Origin of the sequence: Anaerostipes sp. (assembly GCF_018381315.1) — a bacterium.
In the GTDB taxonomy this organism is placed as follows: Bacteria; Bacillota; Clostridia; order Lachnospirales; family Lachnospiraceae; genus Anaerostipes.
In genome coordinates this window covers 63,556-83,457 of the sequence record NZ_JAGZSD010000006.1, presented here as the reverse complement: position 1 = coordinate 83,457, position 19,902 = coordinate 63,556, and the positions used below count along the sequence as shown (strand labels likewise).

Here is a 19,902-nt window from a genome sequence, read left to right as displayed (position 1 = left end):
CAAATTCTAATTTACCCATTTATTTCTATTTTTTGTTTGGTTTTCTTTTAATTCTCAACAGCCTGATAAAATCATCAAACAAAGAAGTGTCTGTCGGCTCAAACATCATCCATTTCCCATCATGATAAGTTTGAGTTTCATCATAAATTCTTTGAACTTCCTTTGAGTAATTTTCTCTATCTTTTTCAAATTTTAAGCGTTCATCTTTTCCTAAAATGATCATAAATCCTATACAGTTCTCTCTTGCATATAATGCACATAGAGTTTTTCCTCCACGACGGTATTTATATTCATATGTCCATGCTTTACCGCCTTTATTCCACAAACGATCCATGTCATATTTTCCGTCAATTAGAGCACACAATTTATTCCATATTTCATACAAAGATTTTCCAACTAAAGTTGTCATTTGTTCTGCATCAGGTATTATATCAAGCATGACAGCCTCCTTCATAAATTCTAATTTTTATTACTCTCTGCATCAATATAAACTGGCTTTTGTAAATTATATAAACTCAGTTATTACTATTTCGTTGCCATCAATATCATTTAATCGTACTTCATAAGTTCCCCAATCATATCGAATGGCTTCAGACAGGGCAGCCCCTTTTTTCTTCAGACATTCCATAGTTAAGTCCAGATTGTCTGTTTGAAAAACAAATGATTGATGTCCCGTTGGCTGTGCATCGAATACTTTACAATCCCATATACAAAGAGTGGGTGCATTTTCTAAAAAGCCAAGATAAACCCCATTTGATTCGTCCACATCAGTCTTAATAAAGGGTATTTCTAATATTTCTCTATAAAACTCAATAAGTTCTTTTGCCTGCTTAGTAAAAATATTCGTGCAATAGTATCCTGTTATCATCGAATCACACATCCTCTCTTATATAACTAGTCTTCTCGGCTGATGTTTACTTTTTATCTTTTGGTCTTATAAACTCAACAAAGGCGAATATAATGGATATTACGGTTAAAACGGAAACTATTAATTCTGCCATATTATCTGCATATTCTGCTTGTGCCGGAACAGTAATTCCTAAAAGGAGAAAGTAAATACACCAAAGTAATCCGATCACAAGCAGACTAATCGTACTGTATTTTAATATAATTGCAAATCTATTTATTAATCTTCGCATAAATTCTATTTGTTCTTGTGAAGGTGTTTTCTTGCGAAATATAGATTTCAAACCGCCAATTACGACACCAACTGCTATTCCCATTGATATAGCAATAAAAATATTACGTAAGCTGCCCATCCTATCCCTCTTTCTCAAAAACCAAGTTTTTTCGATTTGTGAATACCCCCGGCTTGTCCTCGGTCAGCCACATACCGTTAACTGTTCATAAGACCTATTTTGACCAGCTTTGCATCTCAATAATATTTCCTTCACAGTCTGCTGCATATACAAAGACCGCTGTCTTTACCACTTCTCCAATTTGTTTACCGCCTTTTTCAAGCAAAAGCTGTAATGCCACTTCAACATCCTCTACTTCAAATGCAGGATGTGCTATGCCGCATTTATTCAGGGTTCTGTGGAAATCCTCCATTTCCTTTCCTGTGGAGTCTGATTTCCTGTTCCTCTTTCACTAATCTTAACACACATTTTATCACATTACATCACTTATGCTATATTTCCTCCTTGCCCACTACAAGCACTCTCAGAAAGTTTGTGTTCTGTCTTTCCTTCTTAATAACGAAACATTATAATCAAAATACTAATTAAAATCAATATTAAGTTTCTTTATTACGAATTATTGGGAGGACTACACATGCAAAAAATCAGACCAGATATGGATATTGGTGAGAATATTCAACGCTTAAGAAATAATGCAGGTTTAACACAAGAACAAACAGTCGCACAATTACAGCTTATTGGGATTGAAATTTCCAAGAGCACCTATGCAAAAATCGAGACAAATAGAATGAATATTAAAGTCAGTGAATTAATTGCATTGAAAACCATTTTTGATGCTGATCTAGATGAATTTTTTTTGGGACTTTACTGATATGATGAAAGGAAGATAGGGAAATCTTATTACAGATACCTTGTTTAATTCATGATAACGGAGGTGACAAGAGTGAAAACACAACAAATATTAAAAAAAGTATATAGTTTACTGGATTGGAAACAAACAATAACTTTTATAATCATAGTGTTTATTATGATTATATCCTCGATATTAACTCAAATCACTCCCAAAGCAATCGGCTGGTTAACAGATGACATACTTTCTCAGACCGAACTTTATTTTTATAAAATCATTCCAATCCTGCTTATCATTATGATTGTCAACATTATAAATGAACTTATAAAAATATTGTGGAGAATCCTCGTTGAAGATATAGCAACGAAAACTGAAAAAAAGCAAGAGGAATGGTTATCGCCTCATTGCTCAAAGCACCTCTGACCTATTTCAGGGAACACATGACAGGAAATATTCATGGCAAATTAAATCGGTGTTTAGAGGGCACCGTGAAACTTGAAAAACTTATTTTTATGGATTTAGCCCCGGCTGTCTTCAATAGTGCCGCAGCAATTGTTGTCATTTTCACTACATTGCCGGCAAGTTTAGCAATGCTAATGCTTCTGGTTGTTCCTATCGGAATCGTAATTGTTTTTAGACAAATTAGTACACAAAAAGGAATTCGGATAGAATTATTGGAAACAAAATCAAATATGGACGGGGCAATTGTTGAACTGCTTAACGGAATAGAAGTTATCCGAATGACAGACAGCAATACGTTAGAGGAAAAAAGATTTAACACTAAATCAGAATATCTGAGACGGAAAGAAATGAAACACCATTTGCAAATGGCGAAATATGATACTTTAAAATTCATGAACGAAATCTTTTTTACTGTTCTGATGATTGGTACTTCAGCATATTTAGCAACACAAGGTAAGATTAGTGTTGGGGCTGTATTGACATCGTATCTTTGTTTTTCACAGCTTATCAAACCATTACAGGAACTACATAGAATATTAGATGAACTTTCAGAGAGTTTGATTTTAGCAGGAGATTTTTTCAAAATGACAGATATCCCTTGCGATTTTTCTTATTCCGGTATTTTAAGCAATACGCAAAATCAAGTTGACTGTCCGTATATCGTTCACCTTCATAATCTAAATTTTTCTTACAATCATGAGAAAAACATATTAAAAAATATAGACTTGTCAATTGAAAAAGGTTCATTTTTGGGGATTGCCGGTCCGAGCGGCTGTGGAAAATCATCGCTGATAAAAGCGATATGTATTACGGAAAATTGAAATAAAATACTGATCTTCTATGATATTTTCAATCCCTGGTTTAATATATGGTCGGAGAGTGTTTCAAGTTTTGTGTAAACAGAAAAAACTGAAATCAGATGTCTTTTATATGCTTCGATTTTCCAGTCTTTTTCAAAATATATCTCCAACTGGGAATGGATCTGACCACAGTCTTGACGGCGGGCTGTCCACTTTTTGGTAATGTCCGCTGTGGTCAGATACAGCATTTTTAACAGACTGTCATCCGATGGGAATTTCCCTAAAATTAAGGGTATATAATTTTAGCAATATACCCTTAACATTCACGGCATTCCCTTTCTATTTTAAAGAATAAGCAAATACTTCTCTATTTCATCTATATTGGGTACTTCTTTATGCACATTAGGCAGATTTTTCGTTTTTCTGTACCTTACTTTCCTCACTCATGTTACCAAACTTTGCAATCTCATCTTCAAATAATACCTGATACAAAACGTATGCCGAATTGCACTAGGATAAAGGTCTTTAAATTCCCATTGGTTCTCTTTAACTACTTTCTTAATTTCCTTTTCACCCACATCATGTACCACGCTAACCGCTGTTTCCTGTTACAGCTTTTGTGAAAAATTAGAAAAAGGAAGTTTCTACCTCAAACATAATGTCCAGTAATTAACAAGAGGACCTGAAAGATTATAACCTCTCAAGTCCTCATTCATATCATGATACTATTAACAGCGTTCATTCCGTCAAGAACTGCCCTAAGTTATATCGGCTTAGCCTTGTTCCTTAATTTCACTAGGAGAAATAAAGCAAACTATATCATATATTTTATTTAGAATCCAAGCAATTTTCAATGTCTGCTCTGCCAAATCAGATTGTTGCTCTGGCAGCTTTAATTGAAAATTGTTAATCGCCTTACCTTGTCTTTCATATAAACCGCCATCAATCTGATGTTCTAAAACACTTCTGCTCCATCCATTATCCATTGTCTTTTGCAGATAAAACAAGGCTTCCTCTATGCTATGGCACTTATAAACAATCCGCTAGTTGTGTCCCATGGAATATTTTTTCTATTTTTTCAATCAACTCTATTTAGCTTACAGCTTGTAAGCCATTTTCATCAATGTTATAAAACTTGTACCAATAGCGTATACTTTTCAAGTTTTGGACTGAAAAACCTGATATATTGGGAAAGATCTTCCGTAAGTCTTTACTCATAGTGGCAAGAAAACCATCGCCCCACTTAGCGGTCTTTTTATTTGCTAACTATATATCTTTGCCCAGATTCCAATATAAATCAAGAATTTCGTAATTTACCCTAACAGAAGCCTTTGTCTGACTCTTTCTGATTCTGCTTTTAATATGTTCTCATTCAATCAAATCAGCTTCAAAAATAAAATAAGTCGAAGGATTTACGATTAAAAGGCAATCTCTTGGCTATGTACTTATATTTTATTTTAATTTTTGTTTACCTTCATATCGCTTTTCAATTTTTTCTCTCAGACTATTTTTATCTAATTTTTCTTGAACTTCAGGATACTTACTACCCATCTCTAAAAGCAAATAAGTAATTTCCTTAGCTATGTCTTCCTTGATTATCTTTTCTGATTTACAAGTTTTTCTCAACAATTTCTTATCATCAGTAATCAGAATACTTCTTTTTCTTAGAAAGACTGTTGTAATAATCAGCCCCTTATATCCGGAAATAATATAGTATTTTGTTCGTGTGGCATCATAGAATGAATATCCAAAAATCATCGAGTCAAAAAGCTGAGTTACTGCATCAGTAAATCCTAAATCGCTCAACCTGTATATATAATTCTTTATCTCAGACATATCCTCTGGAGAATTACTTTTCTTCCATTTCTCAATTTCAGCTATAATTTCTCCAAAACATTTACCACACAGATTTGGTTCCTCTATTACAGTCCTTGTATTTACCTCCGTTGGATTTTCTTCAATATATTTCTCATAAATGGATTTTCCAAGTTTGCTTTCATATTCTTCTAAACAATCTCTCTCAATATCATTAGAAAAAGAGTTGTATACATATAAATCATCATACAATATTCTCCACGCCACTGTAAGAATATAAAAATTTATTTCTGCTGTAACATTTGGTAACATATCATTTGGTTCAGCTAAATATTTATCTAAAAACAGATTTGAAAACTTTGTTTCATACCAGCTAAAAAATTCCTCGCATTCGTGACAAAGCATTGGCTTTTTTTCGCCATCTTGATAGATTTTTTGCGGTTCATAGAAATCTCGAAAACGAGAATTCTCATAAGTTTTTGTTCGCTTATATATCGCCTTCGGAATAATGTGACTTTGCATTAACTCAACATTTTTCTTTCTACACAATGCACAGTCACCTATAGTTTTTTTTGCCATAAGTCACTCCTATCTACAATAGTAATTGTTTGATTTATTAGGTATTTTATCACAATTTCTTAGCTAGTTCCATCTATACTACATTATAAAATCCAATTCACTGCTGATTGTATAAAATCATTTCTTACTACTTGACTATATTTGCGCTTTTTTGTAAAATAAAAACATTAATATAGTTAGCAACCGGACTTGGTTCAATTCCAAGTATCGCCACCATAATAGGATTGCTATTTAATTCAATAGTTTCAGGTCTTATCTACAATACCGTTAAATTTGTATTGAAGAAAGGAACAGTTTCTATGAAGGAAAAAATCTTATTTCTAGGTCTAGGGGTTTGCGGCGATATGGTGTAATGGTAGCATGTAGTTGATAAGCACTACCCTAGACTACCAAATGTTAAGAGAGCTTTGTATAAGTTCTCTTTTTTGTTTGGATATTGATAAAATGATAATATTGTATCCACTCCACTATATAAAAACAGATTCATCTTTATGCCAATGCCATCTTTCATTGGTATAATATTCCTGCTTGTTTGAGATGCGCAATGCCGTCACGAATGAGGAAACAAGGAATTGCCATTTTGGAAGAACCTTCTTCCAAAATCCATCCCAAAAACACTATAATTACATTTCTGACACAAAAAACCCCTTGAAAACGCTGTAAATCCAACGTTTTCAAGGGGTATAATATCTTTATTTTTCCTATAGTTACAGGGTTTTAATTGCAAACTTTTCTTCCTAGTTGCCGCCCATCTGTTTTGCTACTTCCTCAGCAAAGTTTTCTTCTTTCTTTTCGATTCCTTCGCCTGTCTCAAAACGGATGAATCCTTTGACTGCAATCTTTGCAGAATTAGCTTTTGCTACTTCTTCTACATATTTTCCTACAGACTGTTTTCCGTCTTCAGCTTTTACATAAACCTGATCTAACAGACAAACTTCTTTTAACTCTTTGTTCAGACGTCCGATGATCATCTTTTCGATGATATTATCCGGTTTGTCCGGATTTTCATTCTTCGCCTGAGCTTTTAAGATTTCAGTTTCATGATCAATGTAATCCTTAGAAACTTCATCTCTGCTTGTATATTTAGGAACAATAGCAGCTACCTGCATAGCTACATTTTTACCCATTTCTTTGATGGCGTCATTGACAACATCTGTCTCAACTTCTACCAATACACCGATCTTTCCGCCTGCATGGATGTAAGAAGCAACAAATCCTTCTGCTGCGTCCATCTGTGCAAATCTGCGGATGTTTAAGTTCTCACCAATGATGGCGATTTTTCCGTCTAATACTTCTTTTACAGTTTTTCCGGCTTCTGCCTTAGATTCTTCTGCAAGAAAAGCTTCAATGTCTGTTGCGCCTGTTGTAAGTGCCTGATCTGCCACTTCTGCAACATAAGTCTGGAACTGTTCGTTTTTAGCCACGAAGTCTGTCTCAGAGTTTACTTCCACGATAGCAGCTTTCTTTCCGTCATCAGAAAGCTTTGTAGCAACCAGTCCTTCAGCTGCAACACGTCCTGCTTTCTTTTCAGCCTTTGCAAGTCCCTGCTCTCTTAAATGCTCAACAGCTGCTTCCATATTTCCATCGGTAGCGTTTAATGCCTTTTTACAGTCCATCATTCCCGCACCGGTCATTTCTCTTAATTCTTTTACCATTCCTGCTGTAATAGCCATGATTTCTCCTCCAAATAAAAGTGTATACCTTACCGCGCATAGCGCGTCCACCCAAAGGGTATGAAATACGGTGTGCCCTTTTGGTTATACCTGAGATTTAAATCTTATTCTTCTGCAGCTTCTTCTTCCGCATCAGCAGCATCCATTCCCTGGTTTGCTTCAATAACAGCGTCAGCCATTGCGGATGTGATTAATTTTACTGCACGAATAGCATCATCGTTACCTGGGATGATATATTCTAAATCTTCCGGATCACTGTTTGTATCTGCGATACCTACAAGCGGAATTCCCAATGTATGTGCTTCCTGAACACAGATATTTTCTTTTTTAGGATCAACGATGAAGATCATATCCGGAATTTCGTTCATTTCTTCGATTCCGCCCAGGTTCTTCTGTAATTTATCCATTTCTTTTCTTAATTCTAATACTTCTTTCTTTGGAAGAACTTCAAATGTTCCGTCTTCTTCCATCTTTTTGATCTTCTTTAAACGGTCGATACGGCTTCTGATTGTTTTGAAGTTTGTAAGCATTCCGCCTAACCATCTCTGGTTTACATAGAACATTCCGCAGCGCTCTGCTTCAGTCTGAATAGAATCCTGAGCCTGTTTCTTTGTTCCTACGAATAAAATCTTTCCGCCTTCTGCAACACAGTCTTTTACTGCATTGTATGCGTCATCAACCATTCCTACAGATTTCTGAAGGTCGATGATGTGGATTCCGTTACGCTCTGTGTAAATATACGGAGCCATTTTAGGATTCCATCTTCTGGTCTGATGTCCGAAATGAACACCTGCTTCTAATAACTGTTTCATTGAAATAACGCTCATAAAAAATCTCCTTTGGTTATGCTTCCACCATTGTCACTATCCCGGCAAACCTTTCGGCACCTACCGGAATTCCAACGGCGTGTTTATTTTTACCTTTGACAGTATAGCACATCTGTTTTGGTGAATGCAAGAAAAATTTCGCAATTTGGGCCTAGATACGCCCGGATCTGTTTAATTCATCAAAAATCAGATCATTTACTACTTTAATATAAGTACCTTTCATTCCGGAAGAACGGGATTCGATAACCCCTGCGCTCTCCAGCTTCCGCAGCGCATTGACAATGACAGACCGTGTAATTCCGAACCTGTCTGCAATCTTGCTGGCTACAAGAATTCCTTCGCTGCCGCTCAATTCATCAAAAATATGATGAACCGCTTCTAATTCGGTGAAGGAAAGAGTTCGGAATGCAGACTCAATGATGCTCCGTTTTCTGCGTTCACTTTCCATTTCTTCACTGACAGAACGCATCATTTCCAGCCCCACGACTGTCGTTCCGTATTCTGCAAGGATAATGTCATCGATTGTATAGTCATCCTCTACCCGGTACATAAACAGAGTGCCGAACCGCTCTCCTGCAATGTCTATTGGGGAAATAATCCCGCAGTAATGATGAATGTCACTTTCAAAGCCAAGGGTTTGGAGATTCACATTTTCTTTGGTTGATAAGATGGTCAAAAGCCTCTCATTCAAATTGGTGTCAATATAATCTCCGATCTTGCCGCCGATCATCTCCTGGATGGATTCTATCTCTTCTGAATTCCAAATGCCGAGGATCTTTCCTTTTTTGCTGATCACGATGACATTGGAGTCCATAACTTCCATCAGCACCTGGCAGATGTCGTTAAATACAACTTTCTGTGAATTGTTGTTATGCAGTAATTTATTAATCTTCCTGGTTTTATCTAATAATTGTACACTCATAGCTACTCCTTATTATTCTGTAACTTCTTCCTCCTTCGGCAGATCACAGACATATCCACAATGTTCGTCTGAACAAACCAGTTTTTTACCTTTCTCTACCATGTACTTCCCGCAGCGTTCACACTTGACAGTAGAAGGTTTCTGCCATGACATGAATTCGCACTCTGGATTGTCTTCACAGCCATAATACTTCCGGCCTTTCTTTGTTTTCTTTAAGACGACTTCTTTTCCGCACAGCGGACAAGGAACCCCAATCTTCTCAAAGTGAGGCTTTGTATTTCTGCAGTCCGGGAATCCGGGACAGGCAAGAAACTTCCCATACGGCCCGTATTTGACAACCATGTTTCTTCCGCACTGGTCACAGGGCACATCTGTCACTTCATCCTCAATCGTCACCTGCTCAAGTTCCTTTTCAGCAGCCTCAACGGCTTCCTTAAGATCCGGGTAGAAGTTCTCCACCACTGATTTCCAGTGAACTTTCCCTTCCTCCACCATATCTAAAAGAGCTTCCATTGTTGCTGTAAAATGCACATCCACAATAGACGGGAAAGCCTTTTTCATCATGGTATTCACTGCTTCTCCCAGTTCCGTCACATACAGATTCTTTTTCTCTTTTACTACATACCTCCTGGCAATGATCGTAGAAATGGTAGGTGCATAGGTACTCGGCCGTCCGATTCCCTGCTCCTCCAAGGTACGCACCAAAGTGGCTTCTGTGTAGTGTGCCGGCGGCTGAGTGAAATGCTGTTTGTGATCAAACTCTTTCAATTTCAGCTCTGTGGAAGCATCAATGCTTTTCAGCATGACATTTCCCTTTGATTTTTCATTGTCAATATTATATACAGTCAAAAATCCGTCAAAAACGATCTTAGATGCTGAAGCGTTAAACCGGTATCCATTGGCATCAATCTTTACAGATGTGGTTTCATATTTGGCTGAACTCATACGGCTGGCCATGAACCGGTTCCAGATCAGCTGGTACAGCCGGTACTGGTCTCTGGAAAGCTGTTCTTTTATGCTTGCCGGGGTGTTTTCAATGTAAGTAGGACGAATGGCTTCATGGGCGTCCTGTACGTTCTTGTTGTCCTTTTTTCCAACTTGTCCGTTTCCCACAAAATCACTTCCATAAGTCTCGGAAATGAATTCTCTGGCATTTTTGTCCGCCTCTTCTGAAATCCTGGTGGAGTCTGTACGCAGGTAGGTAATCAGTCCGACTGTGCCTTTCCCTTTGATGTCCACACCTTCATACAGCTGCTGGGCAATTCTCATAGTCTTTGCTGTCGGAAAATTCAGTTTGCTGGATGCATCCTGCTGCATGGTACTGGTTGTAAATGGCAGGGGTGCTTTCTTAACACGCTCCCCTACTTTTACGCTGTCAACCTGGAACTTTGCCCCCTCAAGCTCATCAAGAATCGTTTTCAGCTGCTCTTCATTTTTGATCTCAATCTTTCCGTCTTTATTCCCTGCAAACTTAGCTTCCAGAGGCTTTTTGCTTCCCTTGACATTCAGGAAGGCATCCAGGGACCAGTATTCTTCCGGTATAAAAGCATTGATCTCTTCTTCTCTGTCACAGATCAGCCGCAGCGCAACAGACTGTACCCGTCCTGCGCTTAATCCTCTCTTGATCTTTGCCCACAGCAGAGGACTGATTTTATATCCTACAATCCGGTCTAAAACACGTCTCGCCTGCTGGGCGTCAACCAGGTCCATATCAATCTCCCTGGCATGCTTTAATGATTCCTTGACTGCATTCTTTGTAATCTCATTGAATGTAATCCGGCTGCATTTTTTATTTTCCAGCTTCAAAGCATAGTATAAATGCCAGGAGATCGCTTCTCCTTCCCGGTCGGGGTCAGTTGCAAGATAAACTTTATCTGCCTTTTTCACTTCTTTCCGCAATGACGCCAAAACTTCTCCCTTACCGCGGATCGTAATATATTTTGGTTCAAAATTATGTTCCAAATCAATTCCCATGGTACTTTTAGGGAGATCTCTCACATGACCGTTGGATGCAATGACTGTATAATTTTTCCCTAAAAATTTATTGATCGTCTTTGCTTTCGCTGGTGACTCTACAATTACTAAGTATTTTGGCATTTTTGCACCTCTTAATTATATTTTATTATGTAATAATTTTTCAGTATTTCTTCTGCCAACCCCTGCCGTTCTAAATAGAACAAAGATGTCACTGCCTCCGAAACGGGCAAGTTTGACTCCTTGGCTATCTGTTCCAGACATTTGGGTTCCAAACTCAAAACATCATACACCATTTTTTCACCTCTAGCAAGTGAATTTTTATCAAATTGACAGACATTATGTGAAATATCTCTGAATTTTGGAAATTCATTAAGAATATCCTCCGGAGAAGAAACCAGCTTGGCGCCTTGCTGAATCAGGCGGTGACAGCCCCCGGACGCAGAACTTGTCACATTGCCGGGAAGAGCAAAAATTTCTTTGTTCTGATCCAGTCCGCAGTCTGCTGTGATAAGAGATCCGCTTCTCTCCCTGGCTTCCACTACAAAAATGCCGTCAGCCAGTCCGCTGATAATTCTGTTCCTCTGAGGAAAAAGAAAAGAAAACGGCTCCACACCCAGTCCATACTCAGAATAGATCACACCCTGCTCCTCTACCTGGCTGTACAATTTTCTGTGTTCTTTGGGATATATCTGATCAATACCGCAGCCCAAAACCCCCGCTGTTAATCCGTCCGCGCTTAATGCTCCCCTGTGGGATGCACCGTCAATGCCTCTGGCCATACCACTGACGATAAGAACACCTCTTTTGGCCAGCTCCCGCGCCATATATTCAGCCATCTCTCTTCCATACAGAGTACAGGACCTGGCTCCGACCATCGCGATAGCAAGCCTGGAATCAGCTGGCCTGCCTTTTCTGAAAATGCCGAAGGGATAATCATAAATCTGCCTGAGCCTCTCCGGATAATCGGATTCTTTCCATATGATATAGTCTGCGTTCTGCTCTTTTAAGGCTTCATACTTTTTACAGATAAAAGAGTCCTCTCTGGTCTCCAAAAACAGCCGGTACTGTCTCTTGGAAAGAATCGTCTTTGCTGTATCCGCACTGAGTTTCCGAAGCTCTTCCGGATGGATAATCACGGAGAGCAGTTCTCCCTGTGTCTTTCTGTTTATTTCTAGAAGGGATGTAAACCAAAACCAGAACATCTTCTCATTCATATCCGGAAACCTCCGATAAAAAATCCATATTTCTCAGAGACAGTGCTTCTATGATGTGCCTTTCCTCAATTTTGTTTTTGTGCTCCATCCTGGCCACTGTTTTTGCTATTCTCATCATCTTATGAATACCGCGCATAGAAATATGATGTCTGATCCGTTCTTCTTTTAAAATCTGTCTGCATTTTGAGTCCAGAGGACAGATTTTCTCCAAATCTTCTGCTCTCACCTGCCCATAATATGAGTAAGGGGTATTTAAAAGTTCCTGCTGTTCCTCTGCCACAGACCCTAAAACCCTGGCTCTGATATCTTTTGAACTTTCCGAGACTGAATCCAACTCTCTGGCTTCCTGCCTTACAGTGATGACCAAATCAAAGCGGTCCAGAATCGGCCCCGAAAGTTTATGGTAATAAGAGCGTTTTTCGCTCATGCTGCAGCGGCATGCCTCCGGAGTAAAGCTGTTGCCGCAGGGACAGGGATTTATAGTTGCAGCTAAAAGAAAGTCCGCCGGCATGGTGTAGTCTCTCCCAAGCCTGTTCAAAATAATCCGCCGGTCTTCCAACGGCTGCCTTAAGGCCTCCAGACACTTAGCATCGAACTGGGAGAGTTCGTCTAATACAAGAGTTCCTTTATGAGCAAGGGTAATCTCACCGATTTTTGGAACCGCTCCCCCTCCGATCAGCGCACCTTTTGAGACAGAGGAATGCGGCATCCTAAAAGGCGGACAGAAATCCTCTGCGTCTCTGTAAATACCCGCTGCCTGGTACAGCGACTGTACCTCCAGATATTCTTCCTCCGTCAATCTATTAATAATAGAAGAAACACATTGAACAGCCATGGTTTTGCCGCATCCGGGAGGACCGATCAGAAGAATGTTATGCCTTCCGGTAACAGCTATCTCCAAAGCTCTCTTTAAGAAGACCTGGCCTTTTATTTCTGAAAAATCAAAAGATTTTTTCTCAAGGATTTTATCCTTTTTGGGAATTTTATAAGTAAGAATTTTCCCCTTGCGAAAAAAAGCTGCCGCATCGGATAAATGTTTTACCGGGACCAGTTCCACATCTTTAACATGTCCAAGCGTTTCCATATCATCATAGGGCACCATGAACTTATGGATTCCCCGGCGTTTTCCCTCCAGAATGATTGGAAGACACTGCCGGATGCCGCGGATGCTGCCGTCAAGGCCCAGCTCTCCTAAGATGCAGATATTCATTTCTTCTTGAATGGGGATATAATTAAGACCGGCCATAACGGCCGCTGCGATGGGCAGATCAAATGCAGTTCCTGTCTTTCTGATGTCAGCAGGAGATAGGTTTACCGTCACTTTCATAGGCGGAAGCGGACATCCAAGGGCGCGCAGAGCAGACTCTACCCGGTGTCTGGACTCTTTTGCCTCATTAGAAAGGCGGCCCACCATAGTAAAATATGGAAGGCCGCTCCGAAGTTCCACTTCAACCTGTATAATACAGCCTGCGGCACCTGAGACAATGCCGCTGAGCATTGAACAAAACATAAAGCCTCCTTCTCTCCGGAAGCCTTACAGCCTACAACATGTTCTATATTATCATATATTCTATATATTTACAATTATTTCAGCAATTTTTTAAGTTCGCTCATAAAGGTATTCACATCCTTGAACTCTCTGTAAATAGCCGCAAAACGGACATATGCTACTTCGTTGAGCTCCTTCAGCTTGTCCATGACAATTCCGCCGATGACAGAGCTTTCCACTTCTCTCTGTCCGAGATTGTAGATCTTGTTCTCAATCTCATCTACCAGCTGATCAATCTGCCCCATAGAGATGGGCAGTTTATGACAGGACTGCACAATCCCGGCCTTTATCTTGGAGCGGTCATACATCTGCCTTGTTTTATCTTTTTTGATGACTGACAGCGGTTCCGTCTCGATCTTTTCATAGGTCGTAAAACGCTTGCTGCAGTCATCGCACTGCCTTCTTCTGCGTATGGAATTATTGTCTTCCGAATGTCTGGAATCAATAACTCTGGAATTCTCACTTCCACAATAAGGGCATCTCATCTTTTCTACCTCCCGGACTGTTCATTTCGTTCTTTTGTGAGAGGCAGAACATGTCTGCCTCAAAATTTTCCATTCATTAAGGGAAGTATATCATTTTTTCTAAATCACTTCAAACATTCTTTTTCAATTATATCCACCAGCACAGTGTCACAGCCTATTTTCACGATTCTTTTATACGGAATATAATAGAATTCCCCTTTTGCAAAGCAAAGCACCTTTGTAGCTTTCGGAACGATCAGACATAAGATCTGCCCTGATCCGGGATCGAACTCCAGATCCAGCACACATCCCAGCTTATCTCCGGTCCGGCAGTTAATAACGTCTTTCTCCCTCAATTCTAAAAATTTCATGATAAGCCACCCCAGAAAAATAGTTATAATAGTGTATGCCGGGCGGAGAAAAATGTGCAAAAAAAGACTGTACCTGATTTAATCTCAGATACAGCCTTTTTATTTCTAAGCAGTGATAATCTTCTTCGGACACTTCTTTGCACAGAGGCCGCAGTTGACACATTTCTCATAATCTATATGGGCAATGTTATTTTCTACTGTAATAGCTCCCAGCTTGCATTCCTTTGCACAAAGACCGCAGCCGATACATCCGGCTTTACATACGGACATGACATCTTTTCCTTTGTCTTTGGAATTACACTGTACTAGATGCTTTTTGTCATAAGGAACCAGCTCAATCAGGCCCTTCGGACAAATATCTGTACATTTTCCGCAGCCGATACATGCTTCCTTGTCAACATATGCAATGCCATTGACAATGGAAATAGCATTCTCAGGGCAGACCTGCGCACAGCTTCCAAACCCCATACATCCAAAAGAGCATGCCTTTGGCCCTTCTCCGGGTACGTTCATAGCTTCTACACAGCTCATCTGGCCTGTATATTCATATTTATTTGATGCTTTCTCACAGGTTCCAGCACATTTTACAAATGCTACCTGTTTTACAAAGTCACCGGCTTCCACACCCATGATGGCACCGATTTTTTCTGCTGCCGGGGCCCCTCCCACCGGACAGGCATTGACCGCAGCTTCTCCGTTTGCAATGGCTTTTGCAAGTCCGTCACATCCGGCATATCCGCATCCTCCGCAGTTATTTCCAGGAAGCTCTGCGCGGACTGCTACTTCTTTTTCATTTACCGGAACCTTGAACTTCTCAGAAGCGATTCCCAAAAGAATAGCAATGACCAAACCAATTCCTCCGACTACAACAGCCGCAAGGATAATTGCTGTAATATCCATTTTTGCTACCTCCCTATATGATTCCTGAGAATCCAAAGAAAGCGATCGCCATCAAACCTGCCGTAACAAGAGTGATCGGCATTCCTTTGAAAGATTCCGGGATGTTGTTATATTCTAATTTCTCACGGATACCAGCCAGGATTACAATGGCAATAGTAAATCCGACAGCCACTCCAAATCCGTTGACAACGCTGGTAACAAAATTATAATCATACTGAACGTTGTTTAATGCAACACCAAGCACTGCACAGTTGGTTGTGATCAACGGAAGATATACACCCAGTGACTCATACAGAGCAGGCATAGACTTCTTTAAGAACATTTCAACAAACTGTACCAAAGCCGCAATGACAAGGATAAATGCGATGGTCTGCAGATATTCTAAATGAAGCGGCACAAGGATTCCTGCATATACAAAATATGTAACTGCTGAGGCAATGGTGATAACGAATATAACCGCAGCACCCATTCCGCCGGCAGTCTCAACCTTCTTAGATACACCAAGGAAAGGACAAAGGCCTAAGAACTGGCTCAGTACTACATTATTAACTAACGCTGCACCGATTGCAACTAATAATAAATTTGACATTGTTCATCCTCCCTATTTATCGTCTACGCTGTTATCAAAAAACCGGCTTCCGCAGGCACCGTTTCCGCAGCTTGAACAGTCGCCGCATCCGGAAGCCTGAGGCTCTCCTGCTTTTTTCGGTTTCTTGCTTCTTGCTTTATTCTGGATTGCCACAAGGCAGGCCAGGACAAAGAAGGCACCAGGAGCCAGAATAAAGATTGTAATTGGCTCATAAGCACTCGGCATAATTTTAGCGCCGAAGATCGTACCTGCTCCGAGCAGTTCACGGAATGCTCCGATCACTGTCAGGGCAACTGTAAATCCAAGGCCCATGCCGACACCATCAAAAAATGAAAGCACTGCTCCGTTTTTTGATGCAAAAGACTCTGCACGCCCCAGAATGATACAGTTTACAACGATCAGGGGAATATATATACCAAGGCTTGCATTCAGTGACGGTACATAGCCCTGTAAAAGGAACTGCACTACCGTTACCAGAGAAGCTATGATAACAATATATCCGGGGATACGGACTCTGTCCGGAATAATATTTCTCATCAGTCCGATAATCAGGTTGGAAAACATTAAAACGGCTGTAGTAGAGAGTCCCATGCCTGCCCCGTTAATAGCGGATGTTGTTACCGCAAGGGTAGGACACATTCCGAGCATTAAGACGAAAGTAGGATTTTCTTTGACAATACCATTGATCAAACGTTCTGCTGGATTTGTTTTCATCTTAATTACCTCCTTTCAATGTATCCATCAAAGCAACGCAGCTGTTCACGCCGCTTGTAACCGCACGGCTGGTGATCGTAGCACCGCTGATGGCATCAACCTTTGCGTCATCATTCTTTCCTGAACCGTCCTTTACGACTTCAAACTGTTTTGCTTTTTTATTTTTAAAGTTGCTCTTGAATTCATCTTCTTTTGCCTTCATACCAAGACCTGCGGTTTCAGAGATTGTCAAAGTCTCATATCCGTTGACCGTACCGTCATCCTTCACTCCTACAGAAAGAGTGATGTCTCCGCCGTACCCGTCAGGGTTGGTCACTGAAAATACATATCCGAGTTCTTTTCCGCTCTTATCAACTGCTTTGGCAATTTCATTGACTGTATTCTGTCCAAGATTCTTTGCCTTCAGCGCTTTTTCTATCTCTTTTGTATTTAATTTTACCGCTTCAAAACGGTCCGCATCTTTGAATACTGCTTTGTATGCTTCCTGTTTTGTCTTTTCTTCCTGCTTTGCAATCGGAGCTTTGGTCACATTGTAAACAAAGCCAAGGATCAGGCCGGCAGCCAGAGTGATGATAAATAATTTAATACAATCACTTACTAAACTTTTATTCATTGTCTTTGCCTCCTTTTGCCTTCACAATTCCAAACGGTGTGGGAATTGTAATCTTTTCAATCAGAGGAACAATCAGGTTCGCAATGATGATGGAATAAGAAACACCTTCTGCCATCGGTCCGAACAGACGGAAAATACCAGTCAAAAGTCCGCAGAGAACACCGAAAATGATCTTTCCTTTGGAAGTGATTGGTGATGTTACATAATCTGTTGCCATAAAGATTGCACCAAGCATCAGTCCTCCTGCAAAGATTTCAGACGCCATATAGGTAAGATCAAAGCCATGTCCTCCAAAAAGAAGTACAAAAACAGCCACTGTTCCCACATAGATACAAGGGATCAGAGGTGAGATTACTTTCTTTAATACAAGGTAGACACCGCCTAAGATCAGCAGAACGGCAGATGTCTCTCCGATGGTTCCCGGAATAAAACCGGTAAAAATCTTTCCGAGATCTACGCTTTTGCCTGCTTTCAGCAAAGCCAGGGGGGTCGCTGTGGTCACTCCGTCATATGTAAATGTAGTCATTCTTGCCGCAAAGGAGATCATCAGAAAACAGCGGGCACCCAGTGCAGGGTTCATGAAGTTTTGTCCCAGTCCTCCGAAAACCTGTTTTACGACGATAATTGCAAATATACCGCCCAGTACCGGCATCCAGAAAGGAACGCCTGCCGGCAGGTTCAAAGCCAGCAAAAGGCCGGTAAGAACCGCACTGAAATCATTGACGGATACTTTTTGTTTCATTAATTTTTGATAGATATACTCGGCAGCCACACAGGTAACAATGGAGACCGCAATCGTCACAGCCGCAGATGCACCGAAGATATAGATACCAAAAACTGTAGCCGGGAGTAATGCAAGAATTACGTCCAGCATAATGCTTTGTGTTGAGCTTTTGTCCCTTACATGCGGGTTTGCTGAAACACGATATAATGTTTCGTTCATATGTACCTCTCCTTTACTTCTTTCTACGATTTGCCAAGACCTGCTTGCGTCCTGTCTTCATTGACTGTGCCAGGTTTCTCTTCGCCGGACAGATAAAAGAACAGCACCCGCATTCCACACATTCATCTCCATGAAGTGCTTCAAAGGCTTCAAAGTTATTATTATCCGCCAGTACAGACAGTCTTGCCGGCATTAACTTCTGAGGACAGACACTGACACAGCGTCCGCAGTTGATACAGTTGCTCGGCTCCACTGCAGATACCGGATCTTTTGTAAAGGCCAGCAGTGATGAAAATGTTTTAACCGCCGGAACATCCGTGGTAAACATAGCCATACCCATCATCGGTCCTCCGGAGATTACCTTTTCAGGCTGTCCCTTAAATCCTCCGGCTGCATCGATCAGTTCATTGACATTGGTTCCGGTGCGTACTAAAAGGTTTTTCGGGCTTTCCACTGCATCTCCAGTTACCGTTACCACACGTCTGAATAAAGGCTTTCCTTCTTTTACCGCTTCTTTTACTGCAACAATCGTTGCCACATTGTCCACGATACATCCTGCGTCTGCCGGAAGCATGCTGGAATTAATGGCCCTTCCAGTCGTTGCATAGATCAGAGACCTCTCTGCACCCTGCGGATACTTGGTCTTTAATTCTGCTACTGTAATCCTGGAATCTCCCTTGACACACCCGCTCACTTTGGCGATGGCATCTTTTTTGTTGTCCTCCACTGCGATAATTCCCTTAGCTTTCGGGAATAAATCCAGCACAATATTCAGTCCTTCCACAAGAACTTCCGGAGTCTCCATCATGATCCGGTAATCTCCGGTTATGTAAGGCTCGCACTCTGCCCCATTGACAATAATATACTCAATGGCATCCGGATCTTTCGGTGCCAATTTTACATGGGTAGGGAATCCCGCACCTCCAAGTCCGACGATTCCCGCTTCTTTGATCGCGGCAAGAATCTCTTCCCTGGCCATTTCCTTATACGGCTTTGCCTTAAATTCTGCTTCTTTAAACTCTCCGTCGTTTTCAATTACAATCGCATTCACTTTTGCTCCGGCGGGAGTCACCCTCGGTTCAATCGCTTTTACGGTCCCGGAAACAGAGCTGAAAATATTTGCAGATACAAAACCGCCCGCTTCCGCAACTTTCTGCCCTGCCAGTACCTGGTCACCTTTTTGTACGATTGGTTTCGCAGGTGCTCCAATATGCTGGCCGACAGGTAAAACAACATCTCCTTTCGGCAGATACTCGGTGATCGGGGAATTTTTTGCGTATTCTTTCCCGTCATCCGGATGAACTCCGCCGCTAAATGTAAACAATGCCATTCTTAAGCCTTCCTTTCTCTTTTCTTAAATTTCCATATACTTTATGATAAATTGTTTAGCATGCAAAATCAACTTTCGACAATTTTTTCACAAATAAAATTCCATGAAATAACATACATTTCACTATAATTTCTTCACTATCTTGCTTTTTTCTATTTTTTGCACAGAAAA

The 19,902-nt window shown here is 40.5% G+C and carries 24 protein-coding genes and 1 pseudogene; 3 read left to right on the top strand and 22 right to left on the bottom strand.

Annotated elements, in window-relative coordinates:
• Positions 1-25 precede the first annotated feature (25 nt).
• The 4 genes from KH180_RS06725 to KH180_RS06710 form a co-directional block, all read right to left on the bottom strand.
• Positions 26-439, bottom strand: a complete 414-nt coding sequence (locus KH180_RS06725; protein WP_290758197.1) for a DUF3788 domain-containing protein — start codon at positions 437-439, stop codon at positions 26-28.
• 66 nt (positions 440-505) lie between these two features.
• Positions 506-868 carry a VOC family protein gene (locus KH180_RS06720; protein WP_290758194.1) on the bottom strand — a complete coding sequence of 121 codons (363 nt, stop codon included), beginning with the start codon at positions 866-868 and terminating at the stop codon, positions 506-508.
• A gap of 46 nt (positions 869-914) precedes the next feature.
• Entirely contained in the window at positions 915-1,259 is a 345-nt protein-coding gene (locus tag KH180_RS06715; RefSeq protein WP_290758192.1) for a transporter, read from the bottom strand.
• A 94-nt stretch (positions 1,260-1,353) separates the two neighbouring features.
• Positions 1,354-1,551, bottom strand: a complete 198-nt coding sequence (locus KH180_RS06710; protein ID WP_290758189.1) for a VOC family protein — start codon at positions 1,549-1,551, stop codon at positions 1,354-1,356.
• Positions 1,552-1,773: 222 nt separating this feature from the next.
• Between KH180_RS06710 and KH180_RS06705 the strand changes: the two genes are divergently transcribed.
• The 3 genes from KH180_RS06705 (at position 1,774) to KH180_RS06695 (ending at position 3,272) form a co-directional block, all read left to right on the top strand.
• Positions 1,774-2,010, top strand: coding sequence for a helix-turn-helix domain-containing protein (locus KH180_RS06705; protein ID WP_290758187.1), 237 nt, complete (start codon positions 1,774-1,776; stop codon positions 2,008-2,010).
• 72 nt (positions 2,011-2,082) lie between these two features.
• Positions 2,083-2,412, top strand: a complete 330-nt coding sequence (locus tag KH180_RS06700) for a hypothetical protein (RefSeq protein ID WP_290758185.1) — start codon at positions 2,083-2,085, stop codon at positions 2,410-2,412.
• Positions 2,379-3,272, top strand: a complete 894-nt coding sequence (locus KH180_RS06695; protein ID WP_330624457.1) for an ABC transporter ATP-binding protein — start codon at positions 2,379-2,381, stop codon at positions 3,270-3,272. The genes KH180_RS06700 and KH180_RS06695 overlap by 34 nt, the downstream gene beginning before the upstream one ends.
• 128 nt (positions 3,273-3,400) lie before the next feature.
• Here the strand turns inward: KH180_RS06695 and KH180_RS16840 are convergent.
• The 18 genes and pseudogenes from KH180_RS16840 to rsxC all read right to left on the bottom strand — a co-directional run.
• Positions 3,401-3,526 (bottom strand): annotated as a pseudogene (locus KH180_RS16840) (IS256 family transposase); the annotation flags it as partial.
• 498 nt (positions 3,527-4,024) lie between these two features.
• Complete coding sequence (locus KH180_RS06685; RefSeq protein WP_290758178.1) at positions 4,025-4,237, bottom strand: hypothetical protein; 213 nt, start codon at positions 4,235-4,237, stop codon at positions 4,025-4,027.
• 106 nt (positions 4,238-4,343) lie between these two features.
• On the bottom strand, positions 4,344-4,469 hold the full coding sequence (locus KH180_RS16835) for a hypothetical protein (protein WP_290758175.1): 126 nt from the start codon (positions 4,467-4,469) through the stop codon (positions 4,344-4,346).
• Between the two features lie 234 nt (positions 4,470-4,703).
• Positions 4,704-5,645, bottom strand: coding sequence for a hypothetical protein (locus KH180_RS06675; RefSeq protein ID WP_290758172.1), 942 nt, complete (start codon positions 5,643-5,645; stop codon positions 4,704-4,706).
• Between the two features lie 737 nt (positions 5,646-6,382).
• Entirely contained in the window at positions 6,383-7,318 is a 936-nt protein-coding gene (tsf, locus tag KH180_RS06670) for a translation elongation factor Ts (RefSeq protein ID WP_290758169.1), read from the bottom strand.
• Positions 7,319-7,422: 104 nt separating this feature from the next.
• Positions 7,423-8,145, bottom strand: coding sequence for a 30S ribosomal protein S2 (gene rpsB / locus KH180_RS06665; protein ID WP_290758166.1), 723 nt, complete (start codon positions 8,143-8,145; stop codon positions 7,423-7,425).
• A 151-nt stretch (positions 8,146-8,296) separates the two neighbouring features.
• Complete coding sequence (codY, locus tag KH180_RS06660) at positions 8,297-9,067, bottom strand: GTP-sensing pleiotropic transcriptional regulator CodY (protein ID WP_290758164.1); 771 nt, start codon at positions 9,065-9,067, stop codon at positions 8,297-8,299.
• 12 nt (positions 9,068-9,079) lie between these two features.
• Positions 9,080-11,164 (bottom strand): type I DNA topoisomerase, encoded by a 2,085-nt coding sequence (gene topA / locus KH180_RS06655; protein WP_290758161.1) that lies wholly within the window; start codon positions 11,162-11,164, stop codon positions 9,080-9,082.
• A gap of 11 nt (positions 11,165-11,175) precedes the next feature.
• On the bottom strand, positions 11,176-12,258 hold the full coding sequence (dprA, locus tag KH180_RS06650) for a DNA-processing protein DprA (RefSeq protein WP_290758159.1): 1,083 nt from the start codon (positions 12,256-12,258) through the stop codon (positions 11,176-11,178).
• The gene (locus tag KH180_RS06645) at positions 12,251-13,768 is read right to left on the bottom strand and encodes a YifB family Mg chelatase-like AAA ATPase (RefSeq protein WP_290758157.1); all 1,518 of its coding nucleotides are present in this window, start codon (positions 13,766-13,768) and stop codon (positions 12,251-12,253) included. Before KH180_RS06645 ends, dprA begins: the two co-directional genes overlap by 8 nt.
• Positions 13,769-13,842: 74 nt before the next feature.
• The gene (gene nrdR / locus KH180_RS06640) at positions 13,843-14,292 is read right to left on the bottom strand and encodes a transcriptional regulator NrdR (RefSeq protein ID WP_290758155.1); all 450 of its coding nucleotides are present in this window, start codon (positions 14,290-14,292) and stop codon (positions 13,843-13,845) included.
• Positions 14,293-14,396: 104 nt separating this feature from the next.
• Positions 14,397-14,642, bottom strand: coding sequence for a YlmC/YmxH family sporulation protein (locus tag KH180_RS06635; protein WP_290758153.1), 246 nt, complete (start codon positions 14,640-14,642; stop codon positions 14,397-14,399).
• 105 nt (positions 14,643-14,747) lie between these two features.
• Positions 14,748-15,542, bottom strand: coding sequence for an RnfABCDGE type electron transport complex subunit B (locus KH180_RS06630; RefSeq protein ID WP_290758150.1), 795 nt, complete (start codon positions 15,540-15,542; stop codon positions 14,748-14,750).
• A 13-nt stretch (positions 15,543-15,555) separates the two neighbouring features.
• A complete protein-coding gene (gene rsxA / locus KH180_RS06625; protein ID WP_290758147.1) occupies positions 15,556-16,131 on the bottom strand; it encodes an electron transport complex subunit RsxA in 576 nt (191 codons plus the stop codon).
• Positions 16,132-16,143: 12 nt separating this feature from the next.
• Positions 16,144-16,845: an electron transport complex subunit RsxE gene (gene rsxE / locus KH180_RS06620; protein ID WP_290758144.1), complete on the bottom strand. Its 702-nt coding sequence runs from the start codon at positions 16,843-16,845 to the stop codon at positions 16,144-16,146.
• A 1-nt stretch (position 16,846) separates the two neighbouring features.
• Positions 16,847-17,458 (bottom strand): RnfABCDGE type electron transport complex subunit G, encoded by a 612-nt coding sequence (locus KH180_RS06615; RefSeq protein WP_290758142.1) that lies wholly within the window; start codon positions 17,456-17,458, stop codon positions 16,847-16,849.
• Complete coding sequence (locus tag KH180_RS06610; RefSeq protein ID WP_290758139.1) at positions 17,451-18,401, bottom strand: RnfABCDGE type electron transport complex subunit D; 951 nt, start codon at positions 18,399-18,401, stop codon at positions 17,451-17,453. The genes KH180_RS06615 and KH180_RS06610 overlap by 8 nt, the downstream gene beginning before the upstream one ends.
• 13 nt (positions 18,402-18,414) lie before the next feature.
• Positions 18,415-19,731, bottom strand: a complete 1,317-nt coding sequence (rsxC, locus tag KH180_RS06605) for an electron transport complex subunit RsxC (protein ID WP_290758137.1) — start codon at positions 19,729-19,731, stop codon at positions 18,415-18,417.
• Positions 19,732-19,902 lie beyond the last annotated feature (171 nt).